Raw genomic sequence first — 12,983 nt, forward strand, 5'->3', positions numbered from 1 at the left:
AGCCTCTCGGACACCTCACCATATTTTGTTGTTACAGTGATTTCGCGTGAGTTCGTCGCTGCAACGGGGCGCTACTATAGGGAAAAGCAGGGCAGGCGTCAACAGACTTATGATGATTTTTTTCAGGATTTTTGACTGATTAGACAAATAAAAAACAATTTGTGCGCCTGATAGCCAATTAAGGAAGTGATATCTCTATTTTTGGCAATGAGTCATGGCAAATTTGTTAACCAGATAACATTATTAATATTTTCTTTCCAGTCTGTTCATTAGAGACTTGCAACCTTTTAGCAATAAGTTAACCCTATCAGAAAAATAAAAAGGAATAAGATTTTATGAATATCATCTTTTTTCATCCTTCTTTTAATGCCGAACCGTGGATTCAGGGCATACGAGATAGATTACCTGATGCTAATGTCCGTCAATGGCTCCGTGGCGATAATGCTCCTGCCGATTATGCTTTAGTTTGGTTACCTCCCCATGAAATGCTGGCTAATCGTCAGGGAATAAAAGGTATATTTTCACTTGGTGCAGGTGTGGATTCTATCCTCAAACAAGAATTGAAAAATCCGGGGACGTTACCCGCGGGTGTTCCACTGATACGTCTTGTAGATGCAGGAATGGCAAGGCAGATGCAAGAGTATGTTGTTACCTCTGTTTTACACTATTTCCGCCGAATGGATGAATATAAACAATATCAGGAACAGCGCCTTTGGAAACCTTTAGTTCCCTATAATCGAAAAGATTTTGTTATTGGTGTTTTAGGTGCCGGCGTTTTAGGATGCAGTATTATTGAAAAATTAAGAGAATTTGATTTCAATATGCGCTGCTGGAGTCGAATGCCAAAACAAATTGATAATGTGGAAAGTTTTTACGGCAAAGAACAATTAGGTGATTTTCTTTCTGGATGTAAGGTATTGATTAATGTCTTGCCAAATACACCAGAAACTTTAGGTATCCTCAATCTTTCATTATTTAGTCAGTTAAAACCCGGCTCATATGTGATTAATGTGGCACGAGGTGTTCATCTTGTCGAACAGGATTTGTTAGTGGCTATCGATAAAGGTTATGTTGCCGGTGCGACTCTTGATGTATTCATGGAGGAACCTTTATCAAAACTCCATCCTTTCTGGACTCATCCACGAATTAATATCACTCCGCATATTGCTGCAAATACAATCCCTGATGAAGCGATGGACGCTATTTGCAAAAATATTCAACGGATGGAAAAAGGGGAGTCACCTTCAGGTCTCGTTGATATTGCTCTCGGGTATTAACAAGTTGCTTTACAGCAAGGCAGACGATTAGGGACAATAACAGTATTCATTATGCTAGATAAGTTATTGGGATTAGATTGAGTCATGAACGAATTTTCCATTGTTTGCCGGATTTTAGGAACATTGTTTAACCGAGCACCACAAGATCCTGTTTTGCAACCTTTGATTACTCTGATTGCTGAGGGAAAATTAAAGCAAGCATGGCCTTTGGAACAAGATGAATTGTTGGATCGATTGCAACAAAACAGTGAATTATCAGTCATCGAAGCTGATTATCACGTCTTGTTTACCGGAGAGTCTGCTGGGGTTGCTATTTGTCGCTCTGATTATACTGATAGAGATGAAAGTGAAGTCCGCCAGTTTTTAGTAGAACGAGGAATGCCTTTATCGGAGGCTCCGACCGATCAATTCGGTTCTTTATTACTGGCTTTGTCATGGTTAGAAGATCAGGCAGCAGAAGACGAGGTTCAGGCTCAAATTACGTTGTTTGATGAGTATTTGCTGCCCTGGTGTGGACAATTCCTCGGTAAAGTAGAGGCTCATGCAACCAGCGGTTTTTATCGCACTTTGGCGATTGTAGCTCGCGAAGCATTACAAGCACTGCGTGAAGAACTTGAACCGGAGTGACAATGTCACGTTCTTGTACCTGCTTCAATTAGCGAAAACTGCCGTAAATCCTCAATAGGGCGGAGAGCAGTCATACAAGAACATTGATAAACACGAGATAAAGTCATAGAGAAAATAAGGGCAAATTATTAATTAATAATTTGCCCTTACTATTTCAGCTTCAATGAAAATTATTTATCAGCTAAACCAATGACTAATTTCCCTGGCTTAATTTCCAATCCCTTGGCGAGTTTTGACGCCGCCGCTTCAGCTTTGCTCTTTTCTGGATTCAACACGTAAACCGGATGAGTATCAAAAAATTCACTTAAAGAAGTATTCAGATAAGGAATCAATGCCTTAATCGGAGTAGCAACTTTTTCTGGGGTTGTCTGGTAGTCCACGATTTCCAGCCCTTTGATAAAAATGGCCCCTTTTTCTGCATCAAATATCGGCTTAGCTCTGATAGTGAGCTTCATATCAGCCTGAATTGATCCCAGTAAGGTTGCCAACTGAACTTTTGCCTGAGTTGAAAGTTCAATTTTTTCAGGGTCTTTACGACCTACCTGACTGGTTAAATCACCCAACGTAATATTAGCTTTGGCAGCACCAGACAGGATAATTTGCTTCTGATAATGGACTCTTTTTAATAAATAATCATTAAGCAAGCCTTCATTAATACTGACTTCCTTGAATTGATCACAGCCGCTGACTAACCCAACCAGCACTAAGACGGCTCCTAAAAAAATCTTCTCATACTGTCTCCTTTTATTTTCAATGGACGGATTTTACACCATCCATTTAATGATTAATGTCTGTTAATCATAATAGGCTCTATTTTTTTCTGGTTGAATTGGCGATGAAGGGCATAAATGGTGATTAAGCCTGCTAATCCCAGCAAAATCCACGGTAATTGCGGTATATTCAAATTTCGGCCTGTGTCATAGAGCCAGCCACCGCCGGTGTAGCCTAGTGTGCCCCCGAATGCCAGACCCAGACGACTGAACCCCATGTAACTGCCCCGCGCTCGTGGATCGGTAAGTGAAGCGCTCAGCATTTCACGTGCAGGATCTGCTGTTACCATCCCTAAATAAAACAGGGATAATAAGCCAAATATGAGGTGCAATTGGCTGACCCAACCGATTGGGAACATGCAGATGCTCATTAAAAACAGACCCGCCATCAAACGCTGCTCTTGTCGGAAATGCTTCTCACTCCAGCGCGCGATAGGATACAGCAGTGTCAGGGAAATCAATGCTTCAATAGCATACATCCACTTAACAGCAGTATGAGTGCCGGAAATTTCATGGATAATGATCGGAAACATCAGCATGACTTGCACTGTGAGAATAAAATAACCCGTCAACGTCAGCACGTAGTAAAAAAACCGACGATCTTTGATGACGCGGCTCATACCTTCCTTGATAGGCGTGCGGATAGTAGAAATGCGGTATGCCGGCAGAAAACAGGCGTTGAATAGTGCGGCCAGTACGAAAATAGCCGCACCAATCCAGCAGACAGTATTGAAATTATATTGCAGCAACCAACTTCCTATTAGCGCACCAATGACGGCACCAGCACTGTCCTGCATCAATAAAAGTGAATAAAATCGCCCACGCTCGTGAGGACGGGTTAATTTGATGATTAACGCCGCTCTGGGAGGATCAAATAATGTTCCCCCTAATCCAGACAAAACACAGGAAAAGATAAGTATCCATGGCTCAGATGCCATCGCCATCAACGCGAATCCCAGCGCACGTAACAACATTCCGGTGACAATCATTGGCCTTGCACCAAATCTGTCTGCAATTGCTCCGCCAAAAATGCCCAGTCCTTGTTGTACAAGTTGGCGCATACCCAGCGCGAAACCAACAATAACAGCAGCCCAGCCAAGTTGTTCGACGAATCGAATGGAGATTAAGGGAAAAACAACAAAAAAACCTAAAACGACGATCAGATTATCAAATAAAAGAAAATATTTACCCAAGCTACGTGCCTGTGAAACCGATGACATTTTGCACCATTAAAATATGAAAGAAGGAGTATGAATTTTTGTTATTTTGGACTTAATCTGATCTTTAAGGTAGGAGAATATAGATGATATTTTTTTATCGTGAGTGGGTGATAATTATTTCTATAAAAGCTAAATTATTGCAAGTTTTTTAAATGTAACTATCAGGAGAAGGCATGTTTGGTTATCGTTCTGCATCGCCCAAAATACGATTCATTACGGATAGAATGGTTGTTCGTCTGGTATATGAACGAGATGCCTATAGGTTGGCTGACTATTATTCTGAAAATAAAGATTTCCTTAAGCCGTGGGAGCCAACAAGGGATGGTAGTTTTTATCGACCTTCTGGATGGACAAATAGATTGAGTTATATCGCTGAATTACAGCGGCAGGAAGCGACATTTAATTTTTTGTTATTGGATACTGATGAAAATGAAGTTATGGGAGTAGCCAATTTTACCAATGTTGTGCGTGGTGCATTTCATTCTTGCTATCTTGGTTATTCGTTAAGCGAAAAATGGCAAGGGAAAGGAATAATGTATGAGGGATTGCAACCCGCAATTCGCTATATGCAGCGCCATCAGAAAATGCACCGGATTATGGCTAATTACATGCCACATAACCTTCGCAGCGGGAATTTACTTAAGAGACTGAGATTTGAACAGGAAGGTTATGCCAAGAATTACTTATTGATCGATGGTATCTGGCAAGATCACGTACTGACATCATTGACTGATGACACCTGGGGCAAGATAATTTTATGAGTCTGTTGTGTATATAACTCATGTAGAGATGATTTTTGTCTGTTAGACTTTAAGCACGGTTGCTATCTCACCAGGATATTTTTACCTGTCATTTTTATGGCTTCTTGATGATAGCTTTACATCTTTTATGTTCATTTCATAAAAAAACAATTTTTAAAATAACACCATGAATTTACTCAAATCACTGGCAGCGGTTAGCTCAATGACGATGTTTTCCCGCGTTCTGGGCTTTATTCGTGATGCCATCATTGCCCGCATATTTGGTGCAGGTGTGGCGACAGATGCATTTTTTGTTGCTTTCAAATTGCCTAACTTATTGCGTCGTATTTTTGCTGAGGGCGCTTTTTCGCAAGCATTTGTTCCTATCCTATCTGAATACAAAAATCAGCAGGGTGATGAGGCAACTCGCACGTTCATTGCGTATGTGTCAGGCATGTTGACACTGATTCTGGCGGTAGTCACGGTCATCGGGGTGATTGCTGCTCCGTGGGTGATTTATGTGACCGCGCCGGGTTTTTCGGACACGCCGGATAAATTTGCCTTAACCCGCGATCTGCTCAGAATTACATTTCCCTACATCTTTTTAATATCTCTGGCTTCTTTGGCGGGGGCGGTTCTCAATACATGGAATCGGTTTTCTGTACCGGCTTTTGCGCCGACATTACTCAATGTCAGTATGATCGCTTTTGCATTATTTGTGGCACCTTATTGTAATCCACCTGTGATGGCGTTGGGTTGGGCGGTTATTGCCGGTGGTATTCTGCAATTGGCTTATCAGCTTCCTCATTTGAAAAAAATTGGAATGCTGGTGCTGCCACGGATTTCTTTCCGTGACAGTGGAGTCTGGCGTGTTATTCGTCTGATGGGGCCAGCGATTCTGGGGGTATCAGTGAGTCAGATTTCATTGATCATCAATACCATTTTCGCATCGTTTTTGGTTTCGGGTTCAGTTTCATGGATGTATTACGCCGATCGTTTAATGGAGTTACCTTCCGGGGTTCTGGGGGTTGCGTTAGGCACAATTTTATTACCTTCATTGGCGAAGAGTTTTTCCAGCGGTAATCATGAAGAGTACCGTAGATTAATGGATTGGGGATTGCGTCTTTGCTTTTTGTTGGCTTTACCTAGTGCGGTAGCGTTGGGCATTTTGGCTGAGCCATTGACGGTTTCACTTTTCCAATATGGTAACTTTTCTGCTTTTGATGCAGAAATGACTCAGCGGGCATTAATTGCCTATTGTTTTGGGTTGACGGGATTAATTGTCGTCAAAGTCCTCGCTCCTGGTTTTTATTCTCGTCAGGATATTAAAACACCTGTCAAGATTGCGATTGCGACCTTGATTTTAACTCAGTTAATGAACCTTGCTTTTATTGGGCCGTTGAAACATGCGGGGTTAGCACTTTCCATCGGTTTGGCTGCCTGTTTCAATGCCAGTATGCTTTATTGGCAATTGCGTAAGCGTGAGATCTTCAAGCCGCTGGCAGGATGGAGTGTATTTCTGCTGAAATTAGCTGTGGCAATTGTCGTTATGGTTGGGGTATTACTGACAATATTGTGGTTTATGCCAGCTTGGGAGCAGGGTAATATGGCTATGCGACTGCTACGATTGATGGGCGTTGTGATTGCGGGAGCGGGTAGTTATTTTGCTGCTTTGGCTTTGATGGGATTCAGACTGAAAGATTTTGCTCAACGGGGATTGTAGGCATCACTTAATTTATAACAATTCCATAATATTAGCCGTCCAGTTTTTCTAGACGGCTTTGTTTTTAATGCTGATATTATATTAATAATTTTTTTAAAGATTTGGTTTTTTCTGTTTAGAAGAAAAGATAAATTATCGATCTGTAAAAGTGATAACCTAAATATACGCAATTAACTTCAAATTGCAGGAAGCAGCTTATGTTCTCCCCGCGGCGAACATAAATGCATCTTGAAGTACGACGAGTATATAAGATTAATTAATTTTGTTCTGGAAATCGAAATAAATTGGGTTTTGAAATTAATCCGATTGAATAAAATAGAAAAAATTAGCTTTAGATGGAAGGTTTTTATATCAAGCAAAGAAAGTAAAATTTACTGGCGCAAAAAAATTTTACGCCAGCTTTTGAGCGGAATGATTACATCCGATCTACCGTCTGGATACCCAAAGTATCAAGACCTTGTTTCAAGGTTTTCGCCGTCAGCAGAGCCAATTTCAAGCGGCTTTGACGCAGTTCTTCGCTGTCAGCGTTCAGGATTGGGCAATGCTCATAGAAACCAGAGAACAAGCCTGCCAGATCATACAGATAAGCACACATTACATGAGGTGTACCTTCGCGGGCAACGGTTGTGATGGTTTCTTCAAATTGCAGCAAGCGGGTTGCCAGAGTTTGTTCACGTTCTTCGTTCAGAATAACAGGCTGTGTCAGGCTGCTTTCATTGATTTCTGCACGTTTGAAAATAGAATTTACGCGGGTATAGGCATACTGCATATAAGGTGCGGTGTTACCTTCAAATGCGAGCATATTATCCCAGTCAAAGACATAGTCGATGGTACGGCTTTTGGAAAGATCCGCATATTTCACTGCGCCAATACCAACAGCTTCGACAACTTTTTTCAGTTCGTCTTCGGGCATATCTGGATTTTTTTCACGGATCAGGGCATCTGCGCGCTCAATGGCTTCATCCAGCAGGTCAGATAACCTTACTGTCCCACCCGCACGAGTTTTGAATGGTTTGCCATCTTTACCCAGCATCATGCCAAACATATGGTGCTCAAGTAACATGGATTCAGGAATATAACCCGCTTTGCGTACAATCGTCCAAGCTTGCATCAGGTGTTGATGCTGGCGTGAATCGATGTAATAGAGAACCCGATCAGCGTGCAGAACTTCATGGCGGTATTTAGCGCAGGCGATATCTGTTGTAGTGTAAAGGTAGCCACCATCTTTTTTCTGGATGATAACCCCCATTGGCTCGCCTTCTTTATTCTTGTATTCATCAAGGTAAACCACAGTAGCGCCATCACTCTCAACGGCAAGTCCACGCTGTTTCAGGTCTGCAACAACACCCGACAGCATGTCATTATACAGGCTTTCACCCATGACATCTTTTTCTGTCAAGGTCACATTCAGGCGATTATAGGTTTCCTGATTCTGTGACATGGTGATATCAACTAATTTTCGCCACATAGTACGGCAATATTCGTCGCCACCTTGCAGTTTTACAACATAATTACGGGCACGAACGGCAAAGTCTTCATCTTCGTCGTAAGTTTTCTTCGCTTCGCGATAGAAAGCCTCTAAATCAGCCAGCGCCATTTCACTGGCATTTTCATTCTGCATTTTTTCCAGATAGGCAATCAGCATCCCGAATTGGGTTCCCCAGTCACCAAGATGGTTGGCGCGGATGACTTTATGTCCTAAAAATTCCAGAGTCCGCGCAGCGGCATCACCGATGATCGTGGAACGGATATGGCCAATGTGCATCTGTTTTGCGACGTTCGGTGCGGAATAGTCGATAACGATGGTTTCCGGTTCTACTGGCATGATGCCCAGTTTTTCGTCTTTCAGTGCAGTTTCGATATTCGCGGCAACCCATGCTTTATCCAGAAAAATATTGATAAAACCGGGTCCTGCGATTTCGATTTTGCTGGCAATTCCTTGCAGATCCAGCAAGCTGACGACTTTTTCTGCCAATTGTCGGGGTGGCATGCCCACTTTTTTAGCGGCCGCCATGACACCATTTGCTTGGTAGTCACCAAACTGGGCTTTTGCAGATTGACGGACGTGAGCTTCACTGTCGGCTGGAGCACCAGCTGCGATCAGCGCATAGCCGATTTTTTCTGAAAGAAGAACCTGAATATTCACCGTGTTACCTTAAGTTACGCACGAAAACTTCTGCATCTTGAAATCCATTGGGCATATGCAAATATTTTCAAGCGTGTGGGTTATGAGAAAACAGCGGGTTTTATATCATATTCAGCATCCAGCATGCTACTATCAGCCACCGTTGGTAGTATGACTTTTTATTTTCAGCTTGTCTTTCAGGCGATTTACCTTCATTCCGATTGTAGTCTGTCGAGTTATTCCGCGCAGACGGGAAATAAGTTTGATGTTCTTTTGATGGGGATACGATGGCACATTTTTCAACAATTTCTGAATTACAGGGTTTGGTTGCTGATTTAGGACTATTTGAGCAAAAGCTAAAACAGTTTGGTGAGCATCTTGATTTACATTTTACGCAATATCCGGCAGATCATATTTCTCTGCGTTGCAATGACGTATCAATAGCCGATAACTGGCGTCAGGGTTTTCTACAATGTGGTCAGTTGATGTCCGAAAGTATTATTAATGGTCGCCCGATCTGTCTGTTCGAATTGGAACAACCGATAACTGTACTTGGCTGGCAAATTGATTGTGTTGAGTTACCTTACCCGAGTCAAAAGCAATATGTTCATCAGGGTTGGGAACATGTCGAGCTCGTTCTGCCAACGAAACCAGAGCAACTTATATATGAAGCCTATCAGTTATTGCCTGATCCACTGCCTGACAACTTTCGTACAAAAGAGAGTCATCCTAAAGGAGATAATGAAAGATTACCAAATCCAACGTTAGCAGTAACAAATGGTGAAATCACGATTAAGTTTCATCCTTTTTCTATTAAAGAAATTGTCAAAAGTGAGGTTTAGTCGGTAATTAATTCTGCGATAAAATTCCTGATGACTTTATTGTGCATTAAAATTTATCCCTCCATTTACTGAATAACATTCAGTGTAATTAACTTGATGATTATCACGCAATTTAATATTTATCGCATTAAATGTTCACCTAATGTTTCATAGTGTGAGCCTTCCAACGTTGCTATAAGCGGAAAACATGTCTAATACTACATGTCTAATACTACATCTCTAATACTATATGTCTAATATAGAGAAGTAAGAGACAGAAGCCCTGATGATTTGAGTGCTTCCTATAGGTTTCAAGTTGTAGCCTCTGTTGGCTACGCTGTAATTCGAAATCCATTGGATATAAATGGGTTATTGTGTATTTATTTTGAGAGGCTTTGAATGATAAAGCTGGAAATTTGCTGCTATAGCATAAGTTGTGCTCTGGTTGCACAAGAGGCGGGAGCGGATCGTATTGAATTATGTTCGGGTCCCTTGGAAGGAGGCGTGACGCCCAGCCTTGGGGCGTTACAGCAGGCATTACAGCGGCTGTCTATTCCTGTGCATCCTATCGTTAGGCCAAGAGGGGGAGATTTTTGTTACAGCAACACGGATTTTGACGTCATGAAAAATGATGTTTCCCGTATCCGAGATATGGGATTTCCGGGAATTGTTTTCGGGGTTTTGAATGAAGAAGGTTATATCGACAGGCTTCGTATGAGGCAACTGATGTCATTGTCAGGCGATATGGCGGTCACTTTTCATCGTGCTTTTGATATGTGCTTTGATCCGCATGTGGCGTTGCTACAACTGACAGAATTGGGTGTACAGCGTATTTTAACCTCAGGCCAGCAGCAAAATGCTGAGTTGGGTTTGCCCTTGTTAAAAGAATTGGTACAAGCTAGTCAAGGGCCAATCATTATGCCGGGAGCGGGTGTTAGAATGAGTAATATCAGCAAATTTCTGGAGAATGGAATGATAGAAATTCATAGTTCAGCAGGCAAAATTGTGCCTTCTTCCATTAAATATCGAAAAGCAGGTGTGACGATGAGTTCTGACGACCGAGATGTAGATGAATATTCCTACTACAGTGTCGATGGGCAGTTGGTCGAATCGATGAAGGGAGTTATCAGTCTTGTCAAACGGAAAAAGTAGGGTCCGACTTATTTTACTTAGGGAAAATAAGATTAAGTTATTGAATGGGGCTATTCCATTAAAAAAATGAACTGCCATAACGGGCAGTTCACTTCTTCTGGGATTATGGTTTGCGAGCGATGAGGACGGCTCGTAATGGTGCCGGATAACCTTCAATCGTTTTACTCTGATCGTTTGGATCAAGGAAATTTGCCAATGATTCAGTCTTCATCCATTCTGTCTGGCGTTGTTCATCCAGAGTCGTCACCGCCTGATCAACAATTCTGACATCCACAAAACCACATTTCTCCAGCCAAGTTTTCAACATCTCGGCAGAAGGAATAAAATAGACGTTTCGCATTTGAGCGTAACGTTCACCCGGAATGAGACATTGATATTCGTCTCCTTCAATGACTAAGCTCTCTAAAATCAGCTCTCCGCCGGAAACCAGTTGGTTTTTCAATTGCCAGATATGGTCGAGAGGAGAACGGCGATGATAAAGAACCCCCATGGAAAACACAGTATCAAAGGCTTTAAGTTCTGGTAATTGCTCAATGCCCAAAGGAAGAAGATGGGCGCGTTGATCGTTACCCAGTAACTTCCTGACAGCTTCAAACTGGCAAAGGAAAAGTTGGGTTGGATCGATACCAACGACGAACTGTGCACCTTCACCGACCATGCGCCACATGTGATAACCACTACCACAGCCGACATCCAGTACGGTTTTGCCTTCTAAAGGCGATATGTGGGGAAGAACACGCTCCCATTTCCAATCAGAACGCCATTCAGTATCAATCTCAACACCATAAAGCGAAAAAGGGCCTTTGCGCCACGGCATGAATATTTTCAATATATTGTGAATGCGGGCTTTTTCGCCGTTTGGCAGCTCCGGTTCAAGAGTGGCAATGACGCCATTTTTCAGATCGAGTTGAGAGGGTTGGATTTCAGGCAGACGTTCCAGAACTTTTACCCATGAGCTGAATTGACCATGCAGAGATGCTTTCTGCCAGCTGTTTAATTGTGCAGGCAGACATTCCAACCAGTGGCTTAAGTGATTTTTGGCGATCAATTGATAAAAATTACCAAAATCAATCATTGGTCAGCTCCTTTTATTGCTAATAAGGAGCCAAAATTGAAGCATTGGAACCAGACTTCAACATGCTGGAATCCTGCTTTTTTAAGTCGTGATTTGTGGATTTCAACCGAATCTGTCCGCATAACGTTTTCCAGCATACTGCGCTTTTGACTGATCTCCAGTTCACTGTAACCGTTGGCTCGCTTGAAGTCATAGTGCATATTGAACAATAGCTCACCAATCTGATCATCTTCAAAATTAAATTTCTCAGACAGAACCAGAACACCACCGGGTTTTAATCCCGCATAGATTTTATCCAGCATCTTCTGTCGTTCATCGGGATGCAAAAATTGTAATGTGAAATTCAGCACTACCATTGATGCATTATGAATGTCGGTATCAAGAATATTCTGTTCGATCACCTCAACGGGAATGCTGGCCTTGAAAGAGTCAATATGACGACGGCAACGTTCGACCATTGCAGATGAATTATCGACAGCAATAATACGACAACCATTTGCATTACGATCACCGGCACTGTGTTCATTGGCGCTGATCGTACGACGGATAGACAATGTGGCTGCACCGAGGGAGCAACCGAGATCATAAATTTGACTGTCTGGCGTTACAAAACGATCTGCCAGCATCCCTATCATGGAGATGATATTGGAATAACCGGGAATAGAGCGTTTCACCATATCAGGGAAAACTTCGGCAACACGCTCATCGAAATTCCAGTCACCTAAATTGGCAATTGGGGCAGATAACAGACTGTCTTGTTGATTGTGAGGATCTTGATTTGACATAACAGCATTGATTTTGGAAACAATAAGAAGCGGACATTCTAACAGAATGCGGGAAAAGGCAGAAAGGGATAATCAACAGAACCCTCAGGCGGCAATAATACCGCCTTGGGCAACGATGGACTTATTTGATGTCAGGACATCACAATGTAATATGAAATCTATCAGGGGTATTACGTGTATATTATGTGTAGAGAGAGAAAATCTGCTCCCACGGCAAGTAATAAATGTTGACGATAATCATTATTAACATTGAGATATAGGTTGCGGCCATGCCCATGCGCCGCCAGCGTATCTCTCGATGGCGAAGGCCCAGATAGTGTAATACTCTGCCAGAAAGGAGGACTAATCCACAGATATGCAGCATCCAGACTGCTGCTCCATTCATTTCCATGACAATCAATAACAGCATTGAAATGGGAATGTACTCAACCGCATTACCATGGACCCGAATGGCAGTCTGCAATTCGTAAAAACCGCCATCGCCATTGGCTACCCGATATTGTGTTCTTAATTTGACTACATCTAAAGATAGCTTAATCAGTAATAGTGCGCCCAGTACAATATAAAGCGAGCTAACCATTTTTAACTCCATTGCCTAACCTAAAAAACGGCGAAATGATAATAAACCTCAAACAGAAAACTGTCGCTATAAATCATAGTATTCAATC

12 protein-coding genes are annotated in these 12,983 nt (G+C 42.2%); 6 read left to right on the forward strand and 6 right to left on the reverse strand.

Going from position 1 to position 12,983, the window contains the following annotated elements; all coding sequences use genetic code 11:
- Positions 1-335: 335 nt before the first annotated feature.
- Positions 336-1,277 carry a glyoxylate/hydroxypyruvate reductase GhrA gene (gene ghrA, locus FE394_RS09600; protein WP_319926167.1) on the forward strand — a complete coding sequence of 314 codons (942 nt, stop codon included), beginning with the start codon at positions 336-338 and terminating at the stop codon, positions 1,275-1,277.
- Between the two features lie 84 nt (positions 1,278-1,361).
- Complete coding sequence (locus tag FE394_RS09605; RefSeq protein WP_319926168.1) at positions 1,362-1,904, forward strand: TorD/DmsD family molecular chaperone; 543 nt, start codon at positions 1,362-1,364, stop codon at positions 1,902-1,904.
- 170 nt (positions 1,905-2,074) lie between these two features.
- Here FE394_RS09605 and FE394_RS09610 read toward each other — a convergent pair whose 3' ends face one another.
- Complete coding sequence (locus FE394_RS09610; RefSeq protein ID WP_319926215.1) at positions 2,075-2,659, reverse strand: lipoprotein; 585 nt, start codon at positions 2,657-2,659, stop codon at positions 2,075-2,077.
- 29 nt (positions 2,660-2,688) lie between these two features.
- A complete protein-coding gene (gene mdtH, locus FE394_RS09615) occupies positions 2,689-3,894 on the reverse strand; it encodes a multidrug efflux MFS transporter MdtH (RefSeq protein WP_319926169.1) in 1,206 nt (401 codons plus the stop codon).
- Between the two features lie 173 nt (positions 3,895-4,067).
- On the opposite strand from mdtH, the gene rimJ reads away from it, so the two are divergent.
- Together rimJ and murJ are read left to right on the forward strand one after the other, a co-directional pair.
- Positions 4,068-4,655, forward strand: a complete 588-nt coding sequence (rimJ, locus tag FE394_RS09620; protein WP_319926170.1) for a ribosomal protein S5-alanine N-acetyltransferase — start codon at positions 4,068-4,070, stop codon at positions 4,653-4,655.
- A 166-nt stretch (positions 4,656-4,821) separates the two neighbouring features.
- Positions 4,822-6,357 (forward strand): murein biosynthesis integral membrane protein MurJ, encoded by a 1,536-nt coding sequence (gene murJ / locus FE394_RS09625; RefSeq protein WP_319926171.1) that lies wholly within the window; start codon positions 4,822-4,824, stop codon positions 6,355-6,357.
- 415 nt (positions 6,358-6,772) lie between these two features.
- On the opposite strand, the gene argS is transcribed toward murJ, so the two are convergent.
- Positions 6,773-8,503 carry an arginine--tRNA ligase gene (gene argS, locus FE394_RS09630; protein WP_319926172.1) on the reverse strand — a complete coding sequence of 577 codons (1,731 nt, stop codon included), beginning with the start codon at positions 8,501-8,503 and terminating at the stop codon, positions 6,773-6,775.
- A gap of 266 nt (positions 8,504-8,769) precedes the next feature.
- Here argS and FE394_RS09635 point away from each other — a divergent pair, with 266 nt between their 5' ends.
- Positions 8,770-9,324: a VOC family protein gene (locus FE394_RS09635; protein ID WP_319926173.1), complete on the forward strand. Its 555-nt coding sequence runs from the start codon at positions 8,770-8,772 to the stop codon at positions 9,322-9,324.
- 378 nt (positions 9,325-9,702) lie between these two features.
- On the forward strand, positions 9,703-10,455 hold the full coding sequence (gene cutC / locus FE394_RS09640; protein WP_319926174.1) for a copper homeostasis protein CutC: 753 nt from the start codon (positions 9,703-9,705) through the stop codon (positions 10,453-10,455).
- A gap of 103 nt (positions 10,456-10,558) precedes the next feature.
- Here the strand turns inward: cutC and cmoB are convergent, their stop codons facing one another.
- The 3 genes from cmoB to FE394_RS09655 all read right to left on the reverse strand — a co-directional run bounded on the left by cmoB (position 10,559) and on the right by FE394_RS09655 (position 12,895).
- Entirely contained in the window at positions 10,559-11,530 is a 972-nt protein-coding gene (cmoB, locus tag FE394_RS09645) for a tRNA 5-methoxyuridine(34)/uridine 5-oxyacetic acid(34) synthase CmoB (protein ID WP_319926175.1), read from the reverse strand.
- The gene (gene cmoA / locus FE394_RS09650; protein WP_319926176.1) at positions 11,527-12,315 is read right to left on the reverse strand and encodes a carboxy-S-adenosyl-L-methionine synthase CmoA; all 789 of its coding nucleotides are present in this window, start codon (positions 12,313-12,315) and stop codon (positions 11,527-11,529) included. The genes cmoB and cmoA overlap by 4 nt, the downstream gene beginning before the upstream one ends.
- 181 nt (positions 12,316-12,496) lie before the next feature.
- Positions 12,497-12,895 carry an MAPEG family protein gene (locus FE394_RS09655; protein WP_319926177.1) on the reverse strand — a complete coding sequence of 133 codons (399 nt, stop codon included), beginning with the start codon at positions 12,893-12,895 and terminating at the stop codon, positions 12,497-12,499.
- Positions 12,896-12,983: the final 88 nt, after the last annotated feature.

The sequence above is a fragment of the Xenorhabdus littoralis genome (assembly GCF_033949345.1).
Lineage (GTDB): Bacteria > Pseudomonadota > Gammaproteobacteria > Enterobacterales > Enterobacteriaceae > Xenorhabdus > Xenorhabdus littoralis.

Coding starts and splice junctions, on each gene's coding strand:
- ghrA (WP_319926167.1), top strand. CDS start 336: ATGAATATCATCTTTTTTCATCCTTCTTTTAATGCCGAACCGTGGATT.
- FE394_RS09605 (WP_319926168.1), top strand. CDS start 1,362: ATGAACGAATTTTCCATTGTTTGCCGGATTTTAGGAACATTGTTTAAC.
- mdtH (WP_319926169.1), bottom strand. CDS start 3,894: ATGTCATCGGTTTCACAGGCACGTAGCTTGGGTAAATATTTTCTTTTA.
- rimJ (WP_319926170.1), top strand. CDS start 4,068: ATGTTTGGTTATCGTTCTGCATCGCCCAAAATACGATTCATTACGGAT.
- murJ (WP_319926171.1), top strand. CDS start 4,822: ATGAATTTACTCAAATCACTGGCAGCGGTTAGCTCAATGACGATGTTT.
- FE394_RS09635 (WP_319926173.1), top strand. CDS start 8,770: ATGGCACATTTTTCAACAATTTCTGAATTACAGGGTTTGGTTGCTGAT.
- cutC (WP_319926174.1), top strand. CDS start 9,703: ATGATAAAGCTGGAAATTTGCTGCTATAGCATAAGTTGTGCTCTGGTT.
- cmoB (WP_319926175.1), bottom strand. CDS start 11,530: ATGATTGATTTTGGTAATTTTTATCAATTGATCGCCAAAAATCACTTA.
- cmoA (WP_319926176.1), bottom strand. CDS start 12,315: ATGTCAAATCAAGATCCTCACAATCAACAAGACAGTCTGTTATCTGCC.
- FE394_RS09655 (WP_319926177.1), bottom strand. CDS start 12,895: ATGGTTAGCTCGCTTTATATTGTACTGGGCGCACTATTACTGATTAAG.